The following is a 26,218-nucleotide window of genomic DNA, read 5'->3' as shown; positions in this document are numbered from 1 at the left end:
AAAGGCCGGCGGGCCGGTGATGACGATGGCTCGTCGCTCCGCAATGGCGCTTGCGGAGGGCTGTACGGATTCCGCTGCATGGGCAAGTCTGGATGCGCGGCGCGCCTCAAACCCCGAGCAACGCCGACAACGCCTCCGGCGCCGCCACCAGCGCAGCCGATTCCGAGGCCAGTACGATCCGGCCTTTCTCCATCACCACCGCCCGGTCGGTGTGCCCCAGCACCTTGCGCCAGTCGCGATCGACGATCAGCGTGGCGATGCCCGTGGTGCGGATGTCGGCGATGACGCGCCAGATCTCGGCCACGATCAGCGGCGCCAGGCCTTCGGTCGCTTCGTCGAGGATCAGCAGGCGCGGATTGGTCATCAGCGCGCGGCCGATCGAGAGCATCTGCTGCTCGCCGCCCGACAACTGCTGGCCACCATGCGAGAGCCGTTCGGTCAGGCGCGGGAAGGTCGCCATCACGCGGTCAAAGGTCCAGGCGCGTTGGCCGTCGATGCCGGCGCGGGCGCTCATCAGGAGGTTCTCCTTGACCGAGAGATTCGGGAAGATGCCGCGGCCTTCGGGCACATAGCCGATGCCGCGGCGCGCCATCTTTTCCGGCACCCAGCCGGTCACGTCCTGGCCGTCCAGCTTCACCTGGCCCGAGGCAGGGCGCACATAGCCCATCAGCGTGCGGATCAGCGTGGTCTTGCCCATGCCGTTGCGACCGAGCAGGCCGACGGATGTGGACGCGGGCAAGTCGACATCCACGCCGCGCAGGATGTGGCTGTCGCCGTAGTAGGTGTTGATGCCTTGGACTGTCAGCATGTCAGTGCCCGCCCGGCCGCCCGAAGGGCACTGAGCGCCCCCTTGGGGGGCATCGATACACGAAGTGATGAGCGTTGGGGGCAGTTCATTTCAATGGTCCTCGCCGAGGTAGGCGGTGCGGACTTCCGCGTTGTTGCGGATCGCATCCGGATCGCCCGTCGCGATGACGGCGCCATTCACCATCACCGTGATGCGATCGGCAATGCGGAATACCGCGTCCATGTCGTGCTCCACGAGCAGGATCGCATGGGATGACTTGAGTTGCGTCAGCAGCGCGAGCATGCGTTCGGTTTCCTCGGCGCCCATGCCGGCGAGTGGTTCGTCCAGCAGCAGCACGCGGGGCCGCGTGGCCAGGCACATCGCGACTTCGAGTTGCCGCTTGGCGCCGTGGCTCAACGTGCCGGCGATGCGTTGCGCGTCGGTGGCCAGGCCGGCCGCGGCCAGGGCTTCGTCGGCGGCGGCGTTGCTGGCGGCGCAGCGCGTCGAGGCTTCCCAGATGGCCCAGGGACGTGGCGACGCTGCCTGCGCGGAGAGGCGGCAGTTCTCATGCACGCTGAACTCCGGGAAGATCGTCGTGCGCTGGTAGCTGCGGCCGACGCCGTCGCGTGCGCGGCGGGACTGGGCGCGCGTCGTGATGTCCTCGCCTTCCAGCGTGATGTGGCCTTCGGACGCGGCAATCTCGCCGGAGAGCATGTTGATCAGCGTCGACTTGCCCGCGCCGTTGGTGCCGATGACGGCATGCACTTCGCCGCGGTGCAGGTCGATGTTCACCGTGTTCACGGCGATGAGCCCGCCGAAGCGGCGCGTGAGTTTTTCGACAGCCAGCAATGCGCTCATGAATTCGCCTTTGGAGACAGCCGCGAAGTGATGCCGATGATGCCCTTGGGCAGCAGGGCCACGAACGCGATGATCGCGAGGCCCAAGGTCAATTGCCAGTGATTGGCCAAAGGTCCGACAAAGGCTTGCGTCGACAGCAGTTCCTTTAGCAGCGTGAAGGCCACGGCGCCGATCACCGCACCGCGCAGGTGCCCGAGCCCGCCCAGGATGATCATCAACAGCACCTCGCCCGAGTTGTGCCAGGCCAGCAGTTCGGGGTTCACCACGCCGTCGCGCGAGGCCACGAGGAACCCCGCCAACCCCGCCAGCGCGCCGGCCAGCACGAAGGCGGCAAGCTTGTAGCCATACACCGGAAAGCCCGCCGCCCGCATGCGCTGCTCGTTCACGCGGATGCCCGCCAGCGCCGCCCCGAAGCGCGAGCGGCGGATCAGCGCCAGCAGGCCATAAGTGAACACCAGCGCGGCCAGCACCGAATAGAACTGCACATGCCGGTTGTCCATGTCGATCGAGCCCAACACCGGCCGGATGTACATGTAGATGCCGTCGCTGCCACCGCCGACCTTGGTGTCATGGAACACGAAGAAGGCCATCTGCGCAAAGGCCAGCGTCACCATGATGAAGTAGACGCCGCGCGTGCGCAGGCTCAGCGCGCCGACGATCAGTGCATAGGCCGCGGCGCAACCCATGGCCAGCGGAAGCAACACCGCGATCGAGCCGCCTTCCTTGCCCGAGCCAAGCACGGTGGCATAGGCGCCGATGCCGTAGAAGGCCGCATGACCCAGGCTCACCAGGCCGGTCATGCCGACCAGAAGCTCAAGGCTCAGCGCGAAGATCGAAAGGATCATCACCTTGACGATGAAGTCCGAGACGTATGGGCTCAGCATCGGCCCGAGCACTGCGAGCAGCAACGCACAAACCAGCGGCAGGAAGTGATTCAGCCGCTTCACGTCTTGCGCCCCATCAAGCCTTCTGGCCGCCAGATCAGAACGATCGCCATCAGCACGTAAACGCCCATGCCACTCAGCTCCGCGAAGAACACCTTGCCGAAGGTGTCGACAAAACCGACGAGCAGCGAGGCCACCAGCGCGCCGGTGATCGACCCGATGCCGCCGATCACCACCACCACGAAACAAATGATCAGCACGCTCGCACCCATGCCCGGGTACACAGAGGACATCGGCGCCGCGATCATGCCGGCCAGTGCCGCGAGCGCCACGCCCGCCGCGAACACGATGCGATACAGCCTGCGGATGTCGATGCCAAGCCCGCGCACCATGTCGCGGTTGCTGGCGCCAGCACGAACCATCATGCCGAGCCGCGTGCGGTTGACCACCCAGTACAGCCCGATGGCCAGCACGATGCAGGCAGCGGACGCGAAGAGCCGGTACCACGGATAGGTCATGAGGCTGCCCAGCGCAAAGCTGCCGTCCAGCCACGGTGGCACCTTCACGCCATGCACGTCATTCCCGACCAGGATCGAGCGCAGTTCCTCGAACACGAGGATCAGCCCGTAGGTCATCAGCACCTGTTGCAGATGCTCGCGCTGGTAGAGAAAACTGAAGAAAACCCATTCGAGCAGGTAGCCGAACACCGCGGCCAGCACCACGCCGGCCAACAACATCACGATGAACTGGTCACCGAACAGCGGCGACAGCGCGAACGCCATGTACGCGCCGATCATGTAGAAGCTGCCATGCGCCAGGTTGATGACGCCCATGATCCCGAAGATCAGCGTCAGGCCTGAGGCGACCAGGAACAGCAGCAAGCCGTACTGGACCGCGTTCAGGCACTGGACGAGGAAGGTTCCGATATCCACTCAAAGGCCCTCGATTGTTCTAGTTGTGAAACGCCGCAAGCTTGGCGTGGCCGGGCCGTTGGCGTTGCCCCTGGTCGGGGTTGGAGAGACGAAAGGAAGTGCGCAGCGCCTTCGGTGAGCAGCGGCACTACGGGCACTCTCGTCGACCCCCGCGGAGGGTGCCGGCGAAGCGTACGCAGTGTGCCGCGCAATCCTGTGGCGAGCCTTACATCTTGCAGCCGCGAGCCGGATCGGCCAGGCCCTTCACCGCCACGTTCACCAGCTTGTTCTCCTTGCCCTCGACCTTGCGCAGGTAGAAGTCCTGCACCGGGTTGTGCGACTTGCTGATCGAGAAGGTGCCGCGCGGGCTGTCGATCTTCGACTTCTCGATGGCGCTGGCGAATTCCGCCTTCTTCGTGATGTCGCCCTTCGTTGCGTTCAGGCCGATCGCCAGCATCTGCGCCGCGTCGTAACCCTGCACGGCGTACACGTCCGGCTGCAGCTTGAACTTGGTGGCATAGGCGGTGCGGAAGCTGTTGTCACGCGGGGTGTTCAGGCCATCGGCATAGTGCAGCGTGGTCAGCATGCCTTGTGCGGCTTCACCTTGCGCCTCCAGCGTGCCGTCGGTGAGGAAACCGGGGCCGTACAGCGGGATGGTCTTGTTGAGCCCGGCCGCCGCATAGTCCTTGACGAATTTCACCGCGCCGCCGCCGGCATAGAACGAATACACCGCATCGGGCTTGGCCGCCGCGATCTCGGTCAGCAGCGCCTGGAACTCGACGTTGGGGAAGGGCACGGTCAGCTCCTTCGTGACCTTGCCGCCACCCTTCTCGAAGCCTTCCTTGAAGCCGGCCACCGACTCGTCGCCGGCCGCGTACTTCCAGGTGATGGTCATCGCGGTCTTCTTGCCCTGCTTGGCCGCGACCTCGCCCATCGCATACGCCGGCTGCCAGTTCGAGAAGGAGCTGCGGAAGATGTTCGGCGCGCACATCGGGCCGGTCACCGCGTCGGCGCCGCCGTTGGGCACGATCAGCACAGTGCCGCTTTCCTTCGCAGCCTTGGCCATGGCCATGACCACGCCCGAGTGCACGGTGCCGATGATGACGTCGACGTTGTCGCGCTTGATGAGCTTGTTGACGTTGTCGGTGGCCTTGGCCGGATCGGATTCGTCATCGACCTTGATGTATTCGATCTCGCGCCCGGCGAGCTTGCCGCCGAGTTCGTCGACGCGCAGCTTGAAGCCGTTCTCGATGGCCACGCCCAGCGCGGTGTAGGTGCCGCTGTAGGGCAGCATGAGGCCGACCTTCAGCTTGCCTTGCTGGGCATGCCCCAGGGTGGCAATGCAAGCCAGGGCGAGGGCGGTCAATGTGGTGCGTGCGATGCGTTGGCTCATGGTTGGGGGCTCCGGTTCCGTTCTATGAAATTGAGTGTGGCGACTATGACGTTTTCTGGTTGATCCCGATGTGGGGAATGTCCGCAGTCCCGTATTTCCACCAGTTGCGTTTGCGGCACGCGGCGCGCAATGCCGCGTATTTGTTCCAGCGTGCCGTACTCGTCGTCGACGCCCTGCATCGCGAGCACCGGGCAGCGGATGGCGTCGACTTCGGCCTCGATGTTCCATTGGCGAAAGGGCGGGTGCAGCCAGATGCGGTTCCAGCCCCAGAACGCCGAGTCGGCACTGTCGTGGTACTTGCCGAGGCGCTGCGGCAGGTCGGTCGTCTGGTAGGCCTTGCGCGCTTCCTCGATGTTTGCGACCGTCACGTCTTCCACGAAGATGTGTGGCGCGACGACGACGATGCCCGCCACGGCGTGGGGGAATCTTGCGGCGTACAGCAGCGAGATGGAACCGCCATCGCTGTGGCCGAAGAGCCAGGGTTTTTCTTGCAGGTCGATGGCATGGAAGAAGGCAGGAAGCACTTCGTGTGCCTGGCGGTGCATGAAGTCGACGTCCCAGCGTTCGTCTTCGGCGCGTGGGGTCGACTGGCCGTAGGCGGGGCGGGAGAACACCAATCCCCTGTAGCCGCCGGCATCGCACAACTGCTCCGGGAAATCCTTCCACATGGCGACGGACCCGAGGCCTTCGTGGAGGAAGACGACGAGTGGGGCATTGGTGCGTTCAGGCGCGATGCGCACGAATTCGATGCGCACATCGCGCTCGCGCCAGCGGATGGATGCGAACTCGGTCGTCACCGTCTCTCCCTCTTTGCTCCCTCTCCCTCCGGGAGAGGGCTGGGGTGAGGGCTCTGGGCGGTGGATGAGGCTGTGCGATTCCGAAGGGCCGGAGCCCTCACCCTGGCCCTCTCCCAGAGGGAGAGGGAACAAGACGAGTCCCTCAGCCGCTGGGAGAGTGAACAAGACGGAAACCTCATGCGCGTTCTTTCTCGCGCAGGCGGAATCGCTGGATCTTGCCCGTCGCTGTCTTCGGCAACTCCTCGATGAACTCGATGAATCGCGGGTACTTGTACGGCGCCAGCCTTTCCTTCACGAAGGCCTTGAGTTCATCGTCGCTCACCGACTGCCCCGACTTCAGCACCACGTAGGCCTTGGTCTTGGTCAGCCCGTCCGCATCTTCCTTGCCAATCACCGCGGCTTCCAGCACCGCCGGATGCAGCATCAACGTCGACTCGACCTCGAAAGGCGAGACGTAGATCCCGCTCACCTTCAACATGTCATCACTGCGCCCCGCATAGGTGTAATAGCCATCGGCGTCGTGCGAATACTTGTCGCCGCTCTTCGTCCAGCCTTCGTGAAAGGTGTCGCGGGTCTTCTCGGGATTGCCCCAGTACATCAAGGCCGCACTCGGCCCCTTGATGTACAGGTCGCCGACTTCGCCAACGCCCACGGGCTTGCCATCCTCGCCACGCAGTTCGATCTCGTAGCCCTCGACCGGCTTGCCGGTGGTGCCGTAGCGGATGTCGCCGGGGCGGTTCGAGATGAAGACATGCAGCATCTCGGTCGAGCCGATGCCATCGATGATTTCGCAGCCGTAGTGCGCCTTGAAGCGTTGCGCGATCTCGCCGGGCAACGCCTCGCCAGCCGACGAGCACATGCGCAGCGCGACCTTGTCGCGCGCCGGCAACCCCGGCGAGGCGAGCATGCCCGCAAAGCCGGTGGGCGCGCCGAAGAACACCGTCGGCCGAATGCCGTCGGAAGTCCAGCGCTTGAAAGTGGCATCGGGCGTGGGCCGCTCGGCCATCAGCACCACGGTCGCGCCGACCGACAGCGGAAAGGTGAGCGCGTTGCCCAGGCCATAGGCGAAGTAGAGCTTGGCGGCGGAGAAGCAGACGTCGTCCTCCGTCAGCCCGAGTACCGGCTTGCCGAACAACTCCGCCGTCCACCACGGGTTGGCATGGGTGTGCACCGTTCCCTTGGGGCGGCCGGTCGAGCCGGAGGAGTACAGCCAGAACGCGTGGTCCTGCGGCGCGGTGGCCGCGGGCGCTGCGAGCGGCTTGGCCTTTGCAATGGCCTCGTCGATGCGCGTGGCACCGGCCGGAACGTCGCCCGTCGGGTGCGACACGAACAACTGGCGTACCTGGTGCGGCCCTTTCGCCATCGCCTGCTGCAGCACGGCCAGCAACGCGCCGGACACCAGCGTGGCCTTGGCGCTGCTGTGGTCGAGCATGTAGGCATAGTCGTCCGCCGTCAGCAGCGTATTCACCGCGACCGGCACGATGCCCGCGTACAGGCAGCCCAGGAAGCTCACCGGCCAGTCGTTGCTGTCGAGTTGCAGCAGCAGCACGCGGTCTTCGCGCTGGAGCCCTGCATCGAGCAACGCCGATGCGAGCTGCCGGGCGCGGCTTTCAAGCTCGCCATACGTCATCGTGCCGTGGTCATCGACATAGGCGATCTTTTGCGCGCGGCCGCGGTTCAGCGCGAACAGGTGCTCGGCGAAGTTGAAGGTCGCAGGAAGGCTCATTGTTCTTGTCTCCTCGTTCCGTTGTGTCTCAGCGGGTGAACTGGATCTGGCCTTCGGGCAGCAGGTAGAGCACCAACGCGCGGCCCGCGCCCACGGTAGGAAAGTGCGCGCTGCCTGGTGGATAGACGCACCAACCCGCGGGCGACCATCGAAGGTCGCGTCGCCCTCCAGCGGCATGATCAGGTCGATCTCGCCCTGCGGATGGTTGTGGTGCGGCCCGGCGATGTCCTGCATGTCGACCACGTCGACCGAGAAGCGATGCAACGCATCCTCAGCCTTGAAGACACGGCCGTAGCGGATGCCGCCGCCTTCGCGCTCGCACAGCCAACCTTCCGCCACGCCTTCGATGCAGGCCTTTTTCAACGCCTCGAAGCTGGCGGTACCCGCACCGTGATGGGCGTTGAGCCAGGCATCGAGTTCCTGGTCGAGCGGACGTCCGGCAATCTGCGTCGTCAGGCTGGCGACAAGCTGGTGAAAGGATTCCTTGGACATCGTGGGTCTCGTGGGTGGTGTTGCACCTTCGTCGCCGAGCGCCTTGCGGCAACTCGCCATGTGCAGTATCTTGCCTGTGCGGAACAATACGCACGCACCGAAACGCTGTCAAGCAATATAGTGCATGAATGGTGTTAACCCCAAGATTCCCGCAAGGCCAAGGACTGGACATGAATGAGCGAGCCCACGAAACCGTGAGCGTGGCGGACGAGGCGTCGAAGAATCCGTTGTTGGTCGCACTGGGTGAACGCGTTCGCAACCTGCGGGCTCGCCGGGGCCTGACGCGCAAGGCGGTGGCCGTGGCGGCGGATGTGTCCGAGCGGCACCTGGCCAACCTGGAATACGGCACTGGCAACGCCTCGATCCTCGTGCTGCAGCAGGTCGCCGGCGCCCTGCAATGCTCGTTGGCGGAACTCGTCGGCGACGTGACGACCAGCTCGCCGGAGTGGCTCTTGATCCGCGAAATGCTGGAGCGGCGCGGGGAGGCGGATCTGCGGCGGGCGCGCATCGCCTTGAGCGAGTTGCTCGATTCTTCGTCCAGCGACGCTTCGCGCAACCGGCGCATTGCGCTGGTCGGCTTGCGCGGCGCCGGCAAGTCCACGCTTGGGCAAATGCTCGCGGACGACCTGGAAGTGCCATTCATTGAGCTGAGCCGCGAGATCGAGAAGATCGCCGGCTGCAGCGTGCGCGAGATCCATGACCTCTACGGAACCAACGCTTACCGTCGCTACGAGCGCAGGGCGCTGGAGGAAACGGTGCAGATCTACAGCGAGGTGGTGATCGCCACACCCGGCGGCATCGTCTCGGACCCGGCCACCTTCAACCAGCTGCTCGCGCACTGCGCCACCGTGTGGCTGCAGGCCGCCCCCGAGGAGCACATGGGCCGCGTCGCCGCGCAAGGCGACACCCGCCCGATGGCCGCCAGCAAGGAAGCCATGGAGGACCTGCGCCGCATCCTGGCCGGCCGCGCCGCCTTCTATTCCAAGGCCGACATGGTGGTCGACACCTCGGGGCGCGACCTCGCGCAGAGCTTCCAGGCCTTGCGCACGGCGGTTCGGGAAAGCCTGACGGAAGCCGCCTGAAGGACCTCATACGTCACAACTCGTAAAAGGGCGACGCAACAATTGACGTAAGCGTAAACATGCATAATGATGCATGTCATGGCGGAAACGAAAATCCGTCACATGCATTATTTTTCTCATACTCACTGCATCAGGAGACCTCGACATGACTGAAACCGCTACCGCGCCGGCATCCGTGGACTACCGTACCGACCCGACCCAATACCGCCACTGGAAGCTCAGCGTCGATGGCGCGGTGGCCCGCCTGTCGCTCGACATCGCCGAAGACGGCGGCATCCGCCCCGGCTACAAGCTCAAGCTCAACAGCTACGACCTCGGCGTGGACATCGAGCTGAACGACGCGCTGAACCGCGTGCGCTTCGAGCACCCGCAAGTGCGCTCCGTCATCGTGACCAGCGCCAAGGACCGCATCTTCTGTTCCGGCGCCAACATCTTCATGCTGGGCGTCTCCAGCCACAGCTGGAAGGTCAACTTCTGCAAGTTCACCAACGAGACGCGCAACGGCATCGAGGACACGTCGAAGCATTCCGGCATCAAGTTCCTGGCCGCGGTGAACGGCGCCTGCGCCGGCGGCGGCTATGAACTGGCCCTGGCCTGCGACGAGATCTACCTGGTGGACGACCGCTCTTCGTCGGTGTCGCTGCCGGAAGTGCCGCTGCTCGGCGTGCTGCCCGGCACCGGCGGCCTCACGCGCGTCACCGACAAGCGCCATGTGCGCCACGACCTGGCCGACATCTTCTGCACCAGCGTCGAAGGCGTGCGCGGCCAGCGTGCGGTCGACTGGCGCCTGGTCGACAAGGTGGTGAAGCCCGCGCAGTTTGCAGCCACCGTGCAGCAACGCGCGGTCGAACTCGGTGAAAAGAGCGATCGCCCTGCCGAAGCCAAGGGCGTCGAATTGACCCGCATCGAACGCGAGGACGGCGAGAACAGCCTGCGCTACAAGCACGTGCAGGTCGAGATCGACCGGGCAGGGCGCTCGGCCACTTTCACGGTGCATGCACCGGTCGGCGCGCAACCCACCGACATCGCCGGCATTGAAGCCGCGGGCGGCACGTGGTGGCCCTTCGCGATGGCGCGTGAACTGGACGACGCCATCCTCTGCATGCGCACCAACGAACTGAACATCGGCACCTGGGTGCTCAAGACCAAGGGCGACCCGGCGGCCGTGCTGGCCAGTGACGCCATGATGCTGGCCAACGAAGGCCACTGGTTCGTGCGCGAGACCATCGGCCTGCTGCGCCGCACGCTGGCCCGCCTGGACGTGTCCTCGCGCAGCCTGTTCACACTGATCGACTCCGACTCCTGCTTCGCCGGCACCCTGGCCGAACTCGCCTTCGCCGCCGACCGCGCCTACATGCTCGCGCTGCCGGACGATCCGGAGCATGCACCCAAGCTCTCGCTCAACGAACTCAACTTCGGCAAGCTGCCGATGGTCAATGACCAGAGCCGCCTGCAACGCCGTTTCTACGAAGAAGAGGCGCCGCTCGCCGCGGCCCGCGCCAGCATCGGCAGCGAACTGGATGCCGATGAAGCATTGAAGCTGGGCCTCGTCACCATGGCGCCAGACGACATCGACTGGGCCGACGAGATCCGCATAGCGATGGAAGAGCGCGCCGCCATGTCGCCGGACTCGCTGACCGGCCTGGAAGCCAACCTGCGCTTCTCGCAGCGCGAGAACATGAACACGCGCATCTTCGGCCGCCTCACGGCCTGGCAGAACTGGATCTTCAACCGCCCCAATGCCGTCGGCGAAAAGGGCGCGCTCAAGGTCTATGGCACAGGCCAGAAGGCCGGCTTCGACCTGAATCGCGTCTGACAGAACAAACCCAAGGAAGCACGATGAGCACGATCAACTACAGCGAGAAGATCCCCAACAACGTCAACCTCGGCGAGGACCGCACGCTGCAGCGCGCGCTCGAAGGCTGGCAGCCGAACTTCGTCAACTGGTGGGACGACGTGGGCCCGGACGGCTCGACCAACTACGACGTCTACCTCCGCACGGCCGTGAGCGTCGACCCGCAAGGCTGGGCGCAGTTCGGCCACGTGAAGATGCGCGAGTACCGCTGGGGCATCTTCCTGAACCCGGGCGACCAGAACCGCGAGATCCACTTCGGCGACCACAAGGGAGAGAAGGCCTGGCAGGACGTGCCCGGCGAACACCGCGCCAACCTGCGCCGCATCATCGTGACGCAAGGCGACACCGAGCCGGCATCGGTCGAACAACAGCGCCACTTGGGCCTCACCGCGCCGTCGATGTACGACATGCGCAACCTCTACCAGATCAACGTGGAAGAAGGCCGCCACCTGTGGGCGATGGTCTACCTGCTGCACAAGCACTTCGGTCGCGATGGCCGCGAAGAGGCTGAAGCGCTGTTGCAGCGCCAGTCCGGCGACGTGGACAACCCGCGCATCCTCGGCGCCTTCAACGAGAAGACGCCCGACTGGCTGGCCTTCTTCATGTTCACCTACTTCACCGACCGTGACGGCAAGTTCCAGTTGTCCGCGTTGGCCGAGAGCGCCTTCGATCCTCTGGCCCGCACGACCAAGTTCATGCTGACGGAGGAAGCGCACCACATGTTCGTCGGCGAAAGCGGCGTGTCGCGCGTGCTGTCGCGCACTGCGGCCGTGATGAACGAACTCAAGACCGACGATCCGCAGAAGGTGCGCGCGGCAGGCGCCATCGATCTCGGCACCATCCAGCGCTACCTGAACTTCCACTACAGCGTGACCATCGACCTCTTCGGCGCCGATCAGTCGAGCAATGCGGCCACCTTCTACAGCTCAGGCCTCAAGGGCCGCTACGAGGAAGGCAAGCGCACGGACGACCACATCCTCAAGGGCCAGACCTACAAGGTGCTGGAGGTCAAGGACGGCCAGCTCCTGGAGAAGGAAGTGCCGATGCTCAACGCGCTGAACGAAGTGCTGCGCGACGATTTCATCAAGGACTCCGTCGCGGGTGTCGGCCGCTGGAACAAGGTGCTGGAAAAGGCCGGCATCCCCACGCGCTTGACCGTGCCGCACAAGGCCTTCAATCGCCAGATCGGCGCCTTGGCCGGCATCAAGATGTCGCCGGACGGCCGTGTTGTCAACGAGCAGGAATGGGCCGCGAAGAAGAGCGAATGGCTGCCGACCTCCGACGACTTTGCCTTCGTCGCATCGCTGATGGGCCGCGTCATCGAACCCGGCAAGTTCGCCGGCTGGATCGCGCCACCGGTGATGGGCATCAACCGCCAGCCCGTCGACTTCGAATACATCCGTTTCGGCTGACCGGTTTTGCTCCCTCTCCCCGCTGGGGAGAGGGCTGGGGTGAGGGGCAACAGCGTTCCCATGGCAAGCTGCCCCTCACCCTGACCCTCTCCCCAAAGGGACGAGGGAAAAAGAGGAGACACACGATGAACATGAGCGAAGTCAAGGTCATCCAGCAGCACCTGATCGACCCCGAAATCTGCATTCGCTGCAACACCTGCGAGGCCACCTGCCCGGTCGGCGCCATCACGCACGACGACCGCAACTACGTCGTGCGCGCCGACGTCTGCAACAGTTGCATGGCCTGCATTTCGCCATGCCCGACGGGCTCTATCGACAACTGGCGCACGATGCCCCTGGTGCGCGCCTACTCGATCGAAGAGCAACTCACCTGGGACGAACTGCCCGCAGAGCTGACCCCCGATCAACTCGAAGCCGAAGGCGTGTCGAGCGTCGACGAGCCCGTGCAACCCGCGACGGCCGCTGCACCGCAACCGCCATCCGAACCCGGCGAGCCCGTCTTCAACTCGGCCCAATACGGCGCCACCGTCCCGCCTTGGTCGGCAGCCCACGCCTACACCAACCTCCACCCGCCGAAGAAGCCGACGACAGCCACCGTCGTCGGCAACTTCAACTGCACCGAGGCCGGCTTCGAGAACCAGACCCACCACATCGTGCTCGACTTCGGCGCGATGCCTTTCCCGGTGCTCGAAGGCCAGTCGCTCGGCATCATCCCGCCCGGCACCGATGCCAACGGCAAGCCGCATTTCGCACGCCAGTACTCGGTCGCGAGTCCGCGCAACGGCGAACGGCCGGGCTACAACAACGTCTCCCTCACGGTCAAGCGCGTCACCGAAGACCATCAAGGCAAGCCGGTGCGCGGCGTCGCCAGCAACTATGTCTGCGACCTCAAGGTGGGCGACAAGGTCCAGGTGGTCGGCCCCTTCGGCGCGTCCTTCCTGATGCCCAACCACCCCAAGTCCCACATCGTCATGATCTGCACCGGCACCGGCAGCGCACCGATGCGCGCCATGACTGAATGGCGGCGGCGCCTGCGCAAGAGCGGCAAGTTCGAGGGCGGCAAGTTGTTGCTGTTCTTTGGCGCACGCACACAGCAGGAGTTGCCGTACTTCGGCCCGCTGCAGACGCTGCCCAAGGACTTCATCGACATCAACTTCGCCTTCTCGCGCACCCCCGGCCAACCCAAGCGCTATGTGCAGGACCTGATGCGTGCTCGCGCCGCCGACCTGGTCGAACTGCTGAAAGATGGGCAGTCGCACTTCTACGTCTGCGGACTCAAGAGCATGGAAGAGGGCGTGGTGCTGGCCCTGCGCGACGTGGCAACGGAAGCCGGGCTGGATTGGGATGCCATCGGCGGCAGCCTGAAGTCCGAAGGCCGGCTGCACCTCGAGACCTATTGAGCTGAGCCCTGCGAAACGGGCGCATGAAGTTCGCTGAATTCCACGTTGGGCAGGTGATCGAGGCGGGGCCGGTCCAGGTCACGGAAGAAGAGGTCCTGTCCTTCGCGCGCGCCTGGGACCCCCAGTGGTTCCACACCGATCCAGCCGCTGCCGAAGAAGGGCCATTTCAGGGCTTGATCGCGAGCGGCTGGCACACCTGCGCAATTGCGATGCGCCTGATCGCCGACACGGTCCTTGCAGGCTCCGAGTCCTTTGCCTCGCCAGGTCTCAACTACGTCAAATGGCCCAAGCCCGTGCGGCCGGGCGACAGCTTGCGGCTGAAGGCGGAAGTGCTTGCCGTGCGCGCCTCACGCAGCGGCAAGGCGCTGGGCATCCTCGAGTGGCGGTGGATGCTGTTCAACCAGAACGACGCAATGGTGCTGGACCTCGAAGCGACCAGCCTGTTCAAGCTGCCGGGGTAGCGAGTCGCACTTGTCTTCAGCCCCTTTCCTTTGGGAGAGGGCAGCGGCGAGGGCTTCGATCTTCAAACCTGCGCAGTCACTGCAAGCGCCCCTCGCTACAGAACCTTCCACTTCAACACGATCGCAACCACGGCCGGCACGCCAAACAGGACGAGCAAGACCGGCAATTCTTCGGTGACCGAGTAGCCCGCCTTGCTGACCCCGACCCACATGTTGAACGAGGTCAGCGCAAGCCACAGCGTGATGAAAGCCGTCGTGGCGACGGATGCCGCGTTCTGGAAGTTCTCGGAGAAGAGCCTGGCGACGATGACGGTCGCTGCCAGCAGCAGGAAGCCGGCGAGAAGGAAGAGGCCTGTGCGCATGCGGTGCTCCTTTTGCGATGCATCGTAGCAAGGGAGGCGGCAACGCTACGAAGATTTGCCGCGTTGCACGAACGCTTCGACCCGCGCCGCGGTGTCGGGATTCGAGAAGCAAGCCATCGCCGCCTGCTCCTCCAGATCGAGCGCGCTTTCCAGTTGCGCCCGCCGTTGCGAAGTCATGACCTTCTTGAGTTGCAGGGTCGCCGTCCGGGAACGCTCCGCGACCTGGCCGCCCAGTTCCAGCGCCGTCGACAGCATCGCGTCGCGTGGCACCACGCGGTTGACCAGTCCCATCCGCTGCAAGGCATCCGCGCCAAATCGATCGCCCAGCACGAAGAGTTCCACCGCCCGTTGGTGCCCCACAAGCCGCGGCAGCAGGTGCGTCACGCCACCTGTCACGAATTGCCCCAGCGCCATCTCCGGGAAGAACGCGACCAGGTCGTCGGCGGCCACCACCATGTCGCAGTTCAGCACCCATTCGAAGCCCGCGCCCACTGCATAGCCGTGGATCGCACCGATCACGAGCTTGGGCCCGAACATGATGTCGCGCGTGATCTGCTGCACCCGGCGGCCCATCTCGGCGACGGACTCGTTTGTCGCGGACTGTTCGCCAAACTCCTTGAGGTCGTCGCCGGCGCAGAAGGCACGCCCCGCGCCGGTCAGGACGATGACGCGCGTCTGCGGGTCCGCATGTGCCGCCACCAATGCTTCATGGAAGTCCTGCAGCAGCCGCGCGCCGATGGCATTGAGCCGTTCCGGCCGGTCGAGCGTGAGGATGCTCACCGGGCCTTGAGTGATGAGGCTGACCTGAGGCTTGTCTGGCTGCATGGTGCGCACCTTTTGTTGGCCATGGAGCAGGCCATTCTCCTTCGCCCCCACGCCAACCCTCTCCCGGAGGAGAGCGTCAGCCAGCGCGCACGGGCATTGCGGGATTCCCACTCCACCGCGACGAAGGCGGAATGCTTTCACCCTTCATCACCAGTGTCAGCGGCCCCAGTTGCGCCCCGTCATGCACCACCGCGCCGTAGAGCACAACGCTGCGCGCCCCGATGTTCACGCGCGAGCCGATGTTCACGTGATGCACCTTCATCACCCGATCCTCGAACAGGTGGGTCTGCGGGCAGCACTGCGCGTTCAACTCGCTGTAGGCGCCGATGCGCACGCAATCGAACTCGGTCAGGTCGGTAGTGTCCAGGTACACGCCGCGGCCGATGCGCGCGCCCAGCAGGTTGAAGGCGATCGGCAGCCACGGCGTGCCGCGCAGGTAGTTCATGAAGTTGGGCACCGCGATGCCCTCGTAGATGTTGGTCGCCGCCTCGGACAGCCAGACGAAAGGTGTCCACATCGGCTTGGCGAGCGGCTTGTAGCGGCGCAGGAACAGCCACTTGAACAAGGCGACGAACACGAAGGTCGACAGGCCGAAGATCAGCCCGTCCAGCGTCAGGTAGCCGATCACCGCGCCCCAGTGCTCCCGCGCGGCCGCCGGCATGACCGCCTGCACGATGCTGTAGCCCGCGGCGATCACGATGGCATGCGGCACGACGATGCGGAAGGCCTCGACCAGCCCGCGCCCCAGTCGCCGCAGCGGCGAGGGGTTGAAGGTGACCGATTCCGGATGCCCCGTGACGACTTCGCGCGCCGGCAGGCGCAGCGCGGGCGAGCCCAGCCAGGTTTCGCCGCTGCGCATGACCGCCGCATCAGGCGCGCGGCCCAGCACGCCGATCAACACGTTCTCCGGCACGGTCGTGCCGTCCGGGATGTAGGCGCCATTGCCGATGAAGCTGCGACGCCCGACCACGGTGGGCTGCATCGTCAGCCAGCCACCGTCGATCTCCTCGTCGCCTAGCAGCACCGCATCGGCGATGAAAGTGCCGTCGCCCAGCGTGAGCATGTCCGGCACCACGCCCAGCGCGGTCGAGATCTCGGCGTTGCGGCCCACCTTGGCGCCCAGCAGCCGATACCACATGGGCGCGAACAGCGTGGCATACACGCCATGCAGCACCTGCAAGCTCGACTCCTGGATCTGGTTGACCAGCCACTTGCCGCAGTAGACGTTGCTGTGCACCGGCCAACTGCCGCTCTTGAGCCGCGGCAGCACGCTCCAGCGGATGCCCGCCGAGATCAGGGCCGTCAGCACGATCATCACCGGGCTGGCCAGCAACGCCAGGCCGAAGTACTTGAAGATCAACGTGGCCGAGTTGGCCGCCTCCCAGGTCGCGCCCTCGCTGGGGTCGAGCCAGTCGATCAGCATGAAGGTCGGGAACACCGGCAGGAAGAACAGCGCGGCCACCAGCATGGCGCCCACGACGAAGAACACGCCCTCGCCGAGCAGGCGGCGCGATGTGACGGGCAAGCGTGCGCGCAGCGACGCCGGATCGAAGGCGCCCATGTCGCGCGCCGGGGCGCCGCTCCAGACGCGCCGGGCCGGCATGGCCTGGCCATCGGCCAGCGCGGACTGGCCGTCGAGATGGCCCCAGTCGCCGACGGAGGTGTTGCCTTCCATCACGGCATAGGAGCCGATGTGCGCCTCGGCGCCGATGGCGATCGGGCCCAGCAGCAACTCGCCGCAGAACACCCGCGCGTTCTCGAGGTTGACCGCGTTGCCGATGCTCGCGCCGTCACCCACCGACAGCAGGTCGGGCGCACGCACCTTGACCGAGCCGATCATCACGTCACGCCCGATGCGCGCACCGAGGGCGCGCAGCCACCAGGAATGCAGCGACGAGCCGCTGATGAAATAGGTCGGTGCGGCATCGCACAGCCGGTCGGCCAGCCACCAGCGGAAGTAGGTCAGGCCCCAGAGCGGATAGCGTCCCGGCTTCAGTCGCCCGGCGATCAGCCATTTCGCCGCGATGGCAATGGCGAACTCCAGGATCGTGGTCGCCAGGAAGGCGACGATCGACATCGTGACCGCGAAGGGGATCGAATCGTCGGGGCCGCCGGTGTAGAAGTGGTAGGTGAAGAAGGGTGCGAGCCACTGCATCATGCGCAGCGCGACCAGCCCCGGAATGGCAGCCGCTTGCGCCAGGCCGCAACGCCAGCGGCGCCAGGCGGACGGCGGCGTCCAGTCGGGCACCTGGTCGGCAGGCTGCACGCTGCTGGCCTCCAGCGCGGCGGCGATCGCACCGACCGTGCGGTGGGTGTAGATGTCGCGCACGGTGATGCTGGTGAAACGCGGATCGGCACGCAAGGTGGTCGCGAGCCGCGCTGCCATCAGGGAGTGGCCGCCGAGTTCGTCGAAGAAGTCCGAGGTGCGCCGGATCGCGAAGCCCGGGAAGAGCGACGACATGGCCGTGAACACCGCGGCTTCGGTGGGCGATTCCGGTGTGTCCGAGCCCTCGGTAGACGTCGCGGCTTCGGCCAGCGGCTGCGCCTTGAGCACCTTGCGGTCGATCTTGCCGGAGGGCAGGCGCGGCATCTGCGGCAACACCTCGAAGCGGCCCGGCACCATGTAGGGCGGCAGGCGTTCGGCCAGCGCCGCGCGCAGTGCGGAAGCCGACACCGTGACGCCGCTCTCGGCCACGAGGAATGCGATCAGCTGGTCCACGCCATCCACGGCGCGCAGCACCACGGCCACGGTGCCGACGCCAGGTTGCTGCGCCAGCACGGCCTCGATCTCGCCGAGTTCCACGCGGAAGCCGCGAATCTTGATCTGATCGTCCGTGCGGCCCAGGCACTGCACGTTGCCTTCGTCGTCGATGCGCGCCAGGTCGCCGGTGCGATAGAGGCGTGCCTCGCTCGCGTCGCCGGCCCAGGGATTGCGCAGGAACTTCTCGGCCGTCAGTTCAGGGCGGCCAAGGTAGCCGGCGGCCACGCCAGGGCCGGTGATGCACAGCTCGCCGACCTCGCCGCGCGACAGCAACACCGGGCCGGTGGCGGCCATTTCGGGCGCGATCACGAGCATCGCGTAATTGGGCAGCGGCTGGCCGATGGTGACGGGCTCGCCAGCGGCCAGTTCGGCCATGCTGGCCGACACCGTTGCCTCGGTCGGGCCGTAGCTGTTGAACACCTGGCGGCCGGCCACGGCCCAGCGCTCGACCAGCGAAGCCGGACACATCTCCCCGCCGAGGTTGATGATGCGCAGCCCGGGCACGTCGCGGTCGAACAGGGCCAGCAAGGTCGGCACGGCATGCAGCACGCTGACCTGATGCTCGATCAGTGCGCGGGGCAGGGCCTCGGGATCGGAGGCGATGAGCTTCGGCGCGATCCACAGCGTGGCGCCGACCAGGTAGCTGATCCAGATCTCCTCGAAGGACATGTCGAAGGCGACCGAGAAGCCTTGGTACACGCGGTCCTCCTGCCGCACGCCCAGCAGCGCGTTCTCGCTGCGCAGGAAGTGGCAGATGCTGCCCTGGGTGATCGCGATGCCCTTGGGCTTGCCGGTGGAGCCGGAGGTGTAGATGACGTAGGCAGGATGCACCGGCAATGCGTCCTGGCGACGCAGGGCGGAGGCCGCATCGAAGGGCAGGGTCAGCAGCGCCTGCGCGGTCCACAGCGGCCGGCCGATGGCGCCCAGCCTCGGCGCGAATTCGTCGCAGCTCACGATGCCCACGGCATCGGCGTCATCCAGGCACACACCGACACGGTCGACCGGGGTGTCCGCATCGAGCGGCAGCCAGGCCGCGCCAGTCTTGGCGATCGCCAGTTGCATCACCAGCAAGTCCAACCCGCGCGGCAGCCACAGGCCCACGATCCGGCCAGGACGCACGCCGGCCTCGATCAGCCGGGAGGCGGCCCGGTCGGCCATCTGGTCCAGTTGCCCATAGCTCAGCGACTGCTCGCCGAAGACCAAGGCCGTCTGGCCAGGGATTCGGGTGGCGGTGGCTTCGAACAGGTCGGCGAGGATTTCCGTCCGGATGAGGTCGGGCCGTTGCGGGCCGCGGACGATGTCGGGAGATTCGGCGTCGGAGGGGAATGTGGGTTCGGGCGGGGTCGAGTCGGTGCGATACATCAGGGGTCCAGGGGGCGAGGCGCGGCGGGGAACGGCCGGCTGCCGATCGCCCGATTTTCCCATTCCAAACGTGCGGCACCCCTTGTGCGTGCACAGCCCAAACCGGAGTACACGCAAACATTTGCGCAGAAATGTGTCTTGTGGAGGGCGGGCTGCCCTGAACCTGACCAGTGGCTGACCGAGGCGATGCGCTAGCCACCGAAGACGTGGATTTACCGGTCGCCGTTGGGCGCCTGGAGTTCAGCTCGACGGTGCGCCGAGGCGCTGCGAGACCTGTCGCGCGCAATCCTTGAGCGCGCGCGCCACCGCGCCGTCCCAACTGCTGTCGAACACGCCCGCGGCGCCGATGGCGGTGACGGCCAGCACGATCGCGCCCTTGTGGTCGAACACCGGCGCTGCCATCGCGTTGACGCCGGGCACGATCTCGCCGGTCGAGCGGCTGAGGCCATGGCGCTTGACCTCGTCGAGGTGCGCTTCGAATTCGCGCCAGGACGGCACCGGCGCGGCGGCAGGCATGCCGGGCTGCGGTGTCGATTCGAGACGGTCGCGTTGCTTGCGGCGCGCCCGTTCGTCTTCCAGGAAGCGCTTTACCACCGCCGGCTCCATGTAGGCGCCGAAAAGGCGGCCCGACGCGGTGTCGGTCAGCGAGAACACGGTGCCGTGCCGCATCACCACATGCACCGCAGCGGGCGATTCCGCAAGCCGCACGATCGTCGCGCCGCGGTCGCCCCACACGGCGATAGCCACGGTCTGGCCGATGCTCGCAGCCAGCGCGTCGATCAGCGGCGAGGCGATCTGCACCGGGTTGTTCTGTTGCAGCCCGATCAACCCCAATTGCAATGCCAGCGGTCCAAGCAGATATTGCCCGCTGACGGGGTCCTGCTCGATCAAGCCCAGCCGGCCGAAGCTCACCATGTACGGGTGCGCCTTGGCCGGCGCCATGTCCGCTTCGCGGGCGAGATCGCTCAGGGCCATCGGCCGGCCGTGGTGCACCAGCGCGCGCAGCAACTGGCCGCCCACCTCGACGCTCTGGATGCCGCGCTGCTGCCGCACTTCGCCTTCTTCGCTCATGTCCGTACCTTTGTTCTAGCGCTGGAATTAGACAACGACAAACGAGTTAAGCCATCGAATCAAGGGAAAACCCTAGTTAGTCATTCACAAATTGATTCGTCCTTGGTGAATCAATGATTGGATAATCGCAAACAAGTTAGGTTTAGACAAACGCCAAACAGGAGCCCACCCCGATGACCGCCACGAAGAAATTCGCCTCCCAAGCCGACCTCGAAGAAAAGAAGGTCACCTTCAGCCAGATCTCCGAGCACGCCTGGGCCTACACGGCCGAGGGCGACCCGAACACCGGGATCATCATTGGCGACGACTGCGTTCTCGTGGCCGACACGCAGGCCACGCCGGCCATGGCCGCCGACGTGATCCGCCGCATCCGCGAGGTCACCGACAAGCCGATCAAGTACGTCGTGCTCACGCATTACCACGCGGTGCGCGTGCTGGGCGCGAGCGCCTACCAGCCGCAGCAAATCATTTCCAGCCAGGACACCTATGACCTGATCGTCGAGCGCGGCGAGCAGGACAAGGCCAGCGAGATCGGCCGCTTCCCGCGCCTGTTCCAGAACGTCGAGACGGTGCCGGCCGGCATGACCTGGCCGACCATGACCTTCACCGGAAAGATGACTTTGTGGCTGGGCAAGCTGGAAGTGCAGTTGCTGCAACTCGGCCGTGGCCACACCAAGGGCGATACGGTGGTCTGGCTGCCAGGCGAGGGCGCGCTGCTGTCGGGCGACCTGGTCGAGTTCGGTGCCACGCCGTACGCGGGCGATGCGTACTTCAAGGACTGGCCGAAGACGCTCGACAACATCGCCGCGCTCAAGCCCAAGGCGCTGGTGCCGGGCCGCGGCGCCGCGTTGACCACGCCCGCCGAAGTGGCCAAGGGCCTCAGCGAAACGCGCGACTTCATCGCTGACGTGTACGCCAACGTGCAGAAGGGCGTTGCGGCCGGCATGGACCTGAACGCCGTCTACAAGGACACCTACGGCGTGCTCAAGCAGAAGTACGGCCACTGGGTCATCTTCGACCACTGCATGCCCTTCGACGTGACGCGCTGCTACGACGAAGCCACCCAATACGCCGACCCGCGCATCTGGACGGCAGAGCGTGACGTCGAGATGTGGAAGACGTTGGAAGGTTGAAGGTGTGAATCTTTCTACTGTGGCCACCAATCTCGGGCCTGCGGTGCTCACCGTACTGAAGTACGGCTCCGCTCCTCAGCCCGACCTTGGCGCCCTCGCTACGAAATCTTCACACCTTCAAGGTCGCCGCCACACGTGACTCGGAGACAGAAACCATGCAGTTGAACGAACTTGCATCTCGCAAGGGGGAAGCCGTCGACTACCAGAAGCTGGTGTTCGACTATGTGCGCCATCCTGACCAGGACGCCGACAAGCCGGTGCGCAGGCCGGTGGTGGTCGTCGGCGCCGGCCCGGTGGGACTCGCGCTGGCCATCGACCTGGCGCAGCGCCAGGTGCCGGTCGTGCTGCTCGACAACGACAACACGCTCTCCACCGGCTCGCGCGCCATCTGCTTCGCCAAGCGCACGCTGGAGATCTTCGACCGGCTCGGCTGCGGCGAGCGCATGGTCGACAAGGGCGTGTCGTGGAACGTCGGCAAGGTCTTCTTCAAGCAGGAGCAGGTCTACAGCTTCGACCTGCTGCCCGAGGCGGGCCATTCGCGGCCGGCCTTCATCAACCTGCAGCAGTACTACGTCGAAGGCTTCTTGGCCGAGCGTGCGGCCGAGCTGCCGCTGATCGACCTGCGCTGGAAGAACAAGGTGGCCGGCGTGGTGCAGCACGACGACCATGTGACGCTGACCATCGAAACACCGGATGGCCCCTACCTGCTGGAAGCCGACTACGTCGCCGCCTGCGACGGTGGCCGCTCAAGCGTGCGTCAGTTGCTCGGCCTGGAAAGCAAGGGCCGACAGTTCAAGGATCGGTTTCTCATCGCCGACGTGAAGATGAACATGGACCGCCCGGCCGAACGCTGGTTCTGGTTCGACCCCGAGTTCCATCCCAACCAGAGCGTGTTGCTGCACATGCAGCCCGACAACGTGTGGCGCATCGACTTCCAACTCGGCTGGGACGCCGACCCCGAGGAAGAGAAGAAGCCCGAGAAGATCATCCCGCGCGTGAAGGCGCTGCTCGGCGAGGACGCGCAGTTCGAACTCGAATGGGCCAGCGTCTACACCTTCTCCTGCCTGCGCATGGACAAGTTCCGCCATGGCCGCGTGATGTTCGCCGGTGACTCGGCGCATGGCGTCTCGCCCTTCGGCGCGCGTGGAGCCAACTCGGGCGTGCAGGATGCGGAGAACCTGGCCTGGAAGCTGGCCGCCGTGCTGCAACGCCAAGCCTCGGACGCGCTGCTCGATACGTACGGCCAGGAACGCGAATACGCCGCCGACGAGAACATCCTGAACTCGACGCGCGCCACCGACTTCATCACGCCCAAGAGCGAAGTCAGCAAGCTGTTCCGCGATGCGGTGCTGGAGCTGTCCAAGGTCAATGCTTTTGCGCGGAAGCTCGTCAACAGCGGTCGTCTCTCCGTTCCCGCCACGTTGCATACGTCAGCGTTGAACACGCCCGATGCGCAAGCCTTCGATGGCCGCATGGTGCCGGGCGCCGTGGCCGCCGATGCACCGCTGGTCCGCAAGGACGGCAGCATGGGCTGGTTGCTGGCGCATTCTGGCGGCGAGGCTTTCACGGCGCTGGTGTTCGGCATCGACGTGAAGTCCGACCGCGCCGCGCGTGCCGTGGCCGAAGCATCGGCGGCTGCCCATGTGCCGGTCAACACCGTCGTCGTGCCGCTCGACGATGCACATGCCTTGGCCGCGCAACGCTACGACGCGGAAGTCGGCACCGTCTATCTGCTGCGTCCCGACCAGCATGTCTGCGCACGCTGGCGCGAGCCCGATGTCGCTGGCATCCGCGCCGCACTGGACCGTGCGCTCGCCTGGGCATGAAGGAATTTCACATGCTGCAAGTCACCCAACCCCGACTCATCACCACGTCGAACCTCGACGCGCCCGATGACTTCTATGAAGCCCTGATCGAGTCGCACCAAGGGCTCTCGACCGAAGAGAGCCACGCCTTCAACGCGCGCCTCGTGCTGCTGCTGGCCAACCACATCGGCTCGATGCCGGTGCTGCGCGAGGCCTTCGCCGCGGCACGGCGCGCCTGAACCCCATTCCGTCTTCAGAGAAAGCCCCATGACCACACCACTCGCCTACCAGACCGGCTTCGGCAATGAATACGCCACCGAAGCCGTCCCCGGCGCCTTGCCGCAGGGCCGCAACAGCCCGCAGCGCGCGCCGCTCGACCTGTATCCGGAGCTGATCTCCGGCACGGCCTTCACCGCGCCGCGCCATGAGAACCGGCGCACCTGGATGTACCGGCGCCAGCCGTCCGTGGTGGCCGGCCGCTACCAGCCGTATGCCCAATCGAGCTGGCAGACCGGTGGAGATCGCAGCGTGCCCTTGCCACCTGAGCCCATGCGCTGGCACCCGATGCCGATGGACGGCGCGGAGCAGGTCGACTTCATCGATGGCATGCAGACCCTGGCCGCCAATGGCGATGCCGAGGCGCAGACCGGCATCGGTGCGCTGGTCTACATCGCGGGCCGCTCGATGGAGCGCCGCGCCTTCGTCAATGCCGATGGCGAGATGCTGTTGGTGCCGCAACAAGGCCGCGTCGTGCTAACCACCGAGATGGGCGTGCTCGAAGTGAAGCCCGGCGAGATCGCCCTGGTGCCGCGCGGCGTGGTGTTCAAGGTTGGCTTGCCCGATGGCGTGTCGCGCGGCTACGTCTGCGAGAACTACGGCGCGCAGTTCCGACTGCCGGAGCTGGGCCCGATCGGCTCCAATGGCCTGGCCAATGCGCGCGACTTCCAGGCGCCCGTGGCGGCCTTCGAATCGGAAGAGGGCGCCTATGAACTGGTCAAGAAGGCCGGCGGCCGCTTCTGGCGCGCACCGACCAGCCATTCGCCCTTCAATGTGGTCGCATGGCACGGCAACCTCGCGCCGGTGAAATACGACACGGCGCACTTCATGACGATCGGCTCGATCAGCTTCGACCATCCGGACCCGTCGATCTTCACCGTGCTGACCTCGCCGAGCGATACGCCCGGGACCGCCAACTGCGACTTCGTGATCTTCCCGCCGCGCTGGCTGGTGATGGAAGACACCTTCCGTCCGCCCTGGTATCACCGCAACCTCATGAGCGAGTTCATGGGGCTGGTGTACGGCGAATACGACGCCAAGCCCGGCGGCTTCAAGCCGGGCGGCGCGAGCCTGCACAACTGCATGGTGCCGCACGGCCCCGACGAGGAAGCCTTCACCAAGGCCAGCAACGCGGACCTGAAGCCGCAGAAGCTGGACAACACGCTGGCCTTCATGTTCGAAAGCCGCTACCGCTTCCTGCCCACGCAATGGGCGTTGTCAAGCAATTCACTCGACCAGGACTACGCCGACTGCTGGGCCGGCCTCAAGGACCAATTCAAATCATGACCGCCATCAACGAAACCCACGACCCGAAACTGCGAAGCTGGGTCGCCACGGCCAACGTGTCTGGCTGCGACTTCCCGATCCAGAACCTGCCTTTCGGGCGCTTCCGGCCTAAGGGCAGCAAGGAACCCTTCCGCATCGGCGTGGCCATCGGCGATCGCGTGCTTGATCTCGAAGCTGCGCACCTCATCGACCATGCCGACATGAACCTGCTCATGGCCGCCACGGCAGAGGAGCGCGCCGCCTTGCGCAAGAGCCTGTCGGAAAGCCTGCGCGAAGGCAGCCCGAAGGAGAAGGAGTGGCAACTCGCGCTCTACGCGCAGGCCGACGTCGAGATGACCGTGCCCTGCCGCATCGGCGACTACACGGACTTCTACACCAGCGTCCACCACGCGACCACGGTGGGCAAGCAGTTCCGTCCCGACAACCCGCTGCTGCCCAATTACAAATGGGTGCCGATCGGCTACCACGGGCGCGCCTCGTCGATCGGCGTGAGCGGGCAACAGTTCAAGCGTCCCAAGGGGCAGACCAAGCCGGCCGGCTCCGACCCGGCGGCTGCGCCGGTGTTCGGGCCGAGCCTGCGCCTGGACTATGAGTTGGAACTCGGCTGGTTCGTGGGCCGGGCCAATGCGCTGGGCGAGCCTGTGCTGATGGCGGACGCGGAGTCGCACCTGTTCGGCGTGACGCTGTTCAACGACTGGTCGGCGCGCGACCTGCAAGGCTGGGAATACCAGCCGCTCGGGCCCTTCCTGTCGAAGAACTTTGCAAGCACCGTGTCGCCGTGGATGGTGACGCTGGAGGCGCTGGCGCCGTTCCGTGGCTCATTCGAACGCGCTGACGGTGACCCGCAACCATTGCCGTACCTTGATGGGCCTGCGAACCGCGAGCGCGGCAGCTTTCACATCACGCTGGAAGCCTGGCTGCAGACGAAGAAGATGCGCGACGCGGGTGCGGCGCCGGTGCGGCTGTCGCAGACGGATATGCGCGACGCGGCCTACTGGACGCCGGCGCAACTGGTCGCACACCACACCGTGAATGGCTGCAACCTGCAACCAGGCGACTTGCTGGGCTCTGGCACCTTGTCCGGCCCGGCGCCGGATCAGGCCGGGTCGCTGCTTGAACTCACGGTGGGCGGCAAGCAGCCGATTTCGCTGCCGAATGGTGAAGTGCGCGCCTTCCTGGAGGACGGCGACACCTTGACCCTGCGCGGCTACTGCGAACGCAACGGCGCAGCGCGGATCGGGCTGGGCGAAGTCAGCGGGACGGTGGTCGGAAGCTGAG

Annotated in this window: 21 protein-coding genes and 1 pseudogene; 10 read left to right on the top strand and 12 right to left on the bottom strand. The window is 65.7% G+C overall.

The genetic code is table 11. The features are described from left to right. Positions 1 to 106: 106 nt before the first annotated feature. The 8 genes and pseudogenes from WKW82_RS14975 to WKW82_RS14940 form a co-directional block, all read right to left on the bottom strand. A complete protein-coding gene (locus WKW82_RS14975; protein ID WP_340343092.1) occupies positions 107 to 808 on the bottom strand; it encodes an ABC transporter ATP-binding protein in 702 nt (233 codons plus the stop codon). Positions 809 to 898: 90 nt separating this feature from the next. Further along, a complete protein-coding gene (locus WKW82_RS14970; RefSeq protein WP_340343091.1) occupies positions 899 to 1,645 on the bottom strand; it encodes an ABC transporter ATP-binding protein in 747 nt (248 codons plus the stop codon). Further along, on the bottom strand, positions 1,642 to 2,592 hold the full coding sequence (locus WKW82_RS14965) for a branched-chain amino acid ABC transporter permease (protein ID WP_340343090.1): 951 nt from the start codon (positions 2,590 to 2,592) through the stop codon (positions 1,642 to 1,644). The genes WKW82_RS14970 and WKW82_RS14965 overlap by 4 nt, the downstream gene beginning before the upstream one ends. Continuing rightward, positions 2,589 to 3,461 carry a branched-chain amino acid ABC transporter permease gene (locus tag WKW82_RS14960; protein ID WP_340343089.1) on the bottom strand — a complete coding sequence of 291 codons (873 nt, stop codon included), beginning with the start codon at positions 3,459 to 3,461 and terminating at the stop codon, positions 2,589 to 2,591. The genes WKW82_RS14965 and WKW82_RS14960 overlap by 4 nt, the downstream gene beginning before the upstream one ends. Before the next feature lie 205 nt (positions 3,462 to 3,666). Beyond that, positions 3,667 to 4,833, bottom strand: a complete 1,167-nt coding sequence (locus WKW82_RS14955) for an ABC transporter substrate-binding protein (protein WP_340343088.1) — start codon at positions 4,831 to 4,833, stop codon at positions 3,667 to 3,669. Next, entirely contained in the window at positions 4,830 to 5,630 is an 801-nt protein-coding gene (locus WKW82_RS14950) for an alpha/beta fold hydrolase (protein WP_340343087.1), read from the bottom strand. The genes WKW82_RS14955 and WKW82_RS14950 overlap by 4 nt, the downstream gene beginning before the upstream one ends. A gap of 175 nt (positions 5,631 to 5,805) precedes the next feature. Continuing rightward, on the bottom strand, positions 5,806 to 7,356 hold the full coding sequence (locus WKW82_RS14945; RefSeq protein ID WP_340343086.1) for a benzoate-CoA ligase family protein: 1,551 nt from the start codon (positions 7,354 to 7,356) through the stop codon (positions 5,806 to 5,808). 28 nt (positions 7,357 to 7,384) lie between these two features. After that, a pseudogene (locus tag WKW82_RS14940) lies at positions 7,385 to 7,848 on the bottom strand (4-hydroxylaminobenzoate lyase). A gap of 170 nt (positions 7,849 to 8,018) precedes the next feature. Between WKW82_RS14940 and WKW82_RS14935 the strand changes: the two are divergent. From WKW82_RS14935 to WKW82_RS14915, 5 genes are all read left to right on the top strand, one after another. Beyond that, on the top strand, positions 8,019 to 8,930 hold the full coding sequence (locus tag WKW82_RS14935) for a helix-turn-helix transcriptional regulator (protein WP_340343085.1): 912 nt from the start codon (positions 8,019 to 8,021) through the stop codon (positions 8,928 to 8,930). A 145-nt stretch (positions 8,931 to 9,075) separates the two neighbouring features. After that, positions 9,076 to 10,746, top strand: a complete 1,671-nt coding sequence (gene boxC, locus WKW82_RS14930) for a 2,3-epoxybenzoyl-CoA dihydrolase (protein ID WP_340343084.1) — start codon at positions 9,076 to 9,078, stop codon at positions 10,744 to 10,746. Positions 10,747 to 10,769: 23 nt separating this feature from the next. Then, positions 10,770 to 12,197 (top strand): benzoyl-CoA 2,3-epoxidase subunit BoxB, encoded by a 1,428-nt coding sequence (gene boxB / locus WKW82_RS14925; RefSeq protein WP_340343083.1) that lies wholly within the window; start codon positions 10,770 to 10,772, stop codon positions 12,195 to 12,197. Positions 12,198 to 12,322: 125 nt separating this feature from the next. Beyond that, entirely contained in the window at positions 12,323 to 13,597 is a 1,275-nt protein-coding gene (gene boxA, locus WKW82_RS14920) for a benzoyl-CoA 2,3-epoxidase subunit BoxA (RefSeq protein WP_340343082.1), read from the top strand. Between the two features lie 23 nt (positions 13,598 to 13,620). After that, on the top strand, positions 13,621 to 14,058 hold the full coding sequence (locus WKW82_RS14915) for a MaoC family dehydratase (protein ID WP_340343081.1): 438 nt from the start codon (positions 13,621 to 13,623) through the stop codon (positions 14,056 to 14,058). A gap of 95 nt (positions 14,059 to 14,153) precedes the next feature. Here WKW82_RS14915 and WKW82_RS14910 read toward each other — a convergent pair whose 3' ends face one another. The 4 genes from WKW82_RS14910 to WKW82_RS14895 form a co-directional block, all read right to left on the bottom strand. Beyond that, on the bottom strand, positions 14,154 to 14,420 hold the full coding sequence (locus WKW82_RS14910) for a hypothetical protein (protein WP_340343080.1): 267 nt from the start codon (positions 14,418 to 14,420) through the stop codon (positions 14,154 to 14,156). A 45-nt stretch (positions 14,421 to 14,465) separates the two neighbouring features. Beyond that, complete coding sequence (locus WKW82_RS14905) at positions 14,466 to 15,245, bottom strand: enoyl-CoA hydratase/isomerase family protein (RefSeq protein ID WP_340343079.1); 780 nt, start codon at positions 15,243 to 15,245, stop codon at positions 14,466 to 14,468. 76 nt (positions 15,246 to 15,321) lie between these two features. Beyond that, positions 15,322 to 19,368, bottom strand: coding sequence for a Pls/PosA family non-ribosomal peptide synthetase (locus tag WKW82_RS14900; RefSeq protein WP_340343078.1), 4,047 nt, complete (start codon positions 19,366 to 19,368; stop codon positions 15,322 to 15,324). Positions 19,369 to 19,608: 240 nt separating this feature from the next. Then, positions 19,609 to 20,439 carry an IclR family transcriptional regulator gene (locus tag WKW82_RS14895; RefSeq protein WP_340343077.1) on the bottom strand — a complete coding sequence of 277 codons (831 nt, stop codon included), beginning with the start codon at positions 20,437 to 20,439 and terminating at the stop codon, positions 19,609 to 19,611. A gap of 173 nt (positions 20,440 to 20,612) precedes the next feature. On the opposite strand from WKW82_RS14895, the gene WKW82_RS14890 reads away from it, so the two are divergent. From WKW82_RS14890 to fahA, 5 genes are all read left to right on the top strand, one after another. Continuing rightward, on the top strand, positions 20,613 to 21,572 hold the full coding sequence (locus tag WKW82_RS14890; protein ID WP_340343076.1) for an MBL fold metallo-hydrolase: 960 nt from the start codon (positions 20,613 to 20,615) through the stop codon (positions 21,570 to 21,572). Between the two features lie 155 nt (positions 21,573 to 21,727). Beyond that, positions 21,728 to 23,398: an FAD-dependent oxidoreductase gene (locus WKW82_RS14885; RefSeq protein ID WP_340343075.1), complete on the top strand. Its 1,671-nt coding sequence runs from the start codon at positions 21,728 to 21,730 to the stop codon at positions 23,396 to 23,398. 11 nt (positions 23,399 to 23,409) lie between these two features. Then, on the top strand, positions 23,410 to 23,616 hold the full coding sequence (locus tag WKW82_RS14880) for a DUF2783 domain-containing protein (protein WP_340343074.1): 207 nt from the start codon (positions 23,410 to 23,412) through the stop codon (positions 23,614 to 23,616). Positions 23,617 to 23,644: 28 nt separating this feature from the next. Continuing rightward, positions 23,645 to 24,940 (top strand): homogentisate 1,2-dioxygenase, encoded by a 1,296-nt coding sequence (hmgA, locus tag WKW82_RS14875; protein WP_340343073.1) that lies wholly within the window; start codon positions 23,645 to 23,647, stop codon positions 24,938 to 24,940. Further along, entirely contained in the window at positions 24,937 to 26,217 is a 1,281-nt protein-coding gene (fahA, locus tag WKW82_RS14870; RefSeq protein ID WP_340343072.1) for a fumarylacetoacetase, read from the top strand. The genes hmgA and fahA overlap by 4 nt, the downstream gene beginning before the upstream one ends. Position 26,218 lies beyond the last annotated feature (1 nt).

Source organism: Variovorax rhizosphaerae, from assembly GCF_037889975.1.
GTDB lineage: Bacteria > Pseudomonadota > Gammaproteobacteria > Burkholderiales > Burkholderiaceae_C > Variovorax > Variovorax rhizosphaerae.
The sequence above is the reverse complement of the archived record's forward strand: the minus strand, read 5'-3'. Positions and strand labels throughout refer to the sequence as shown.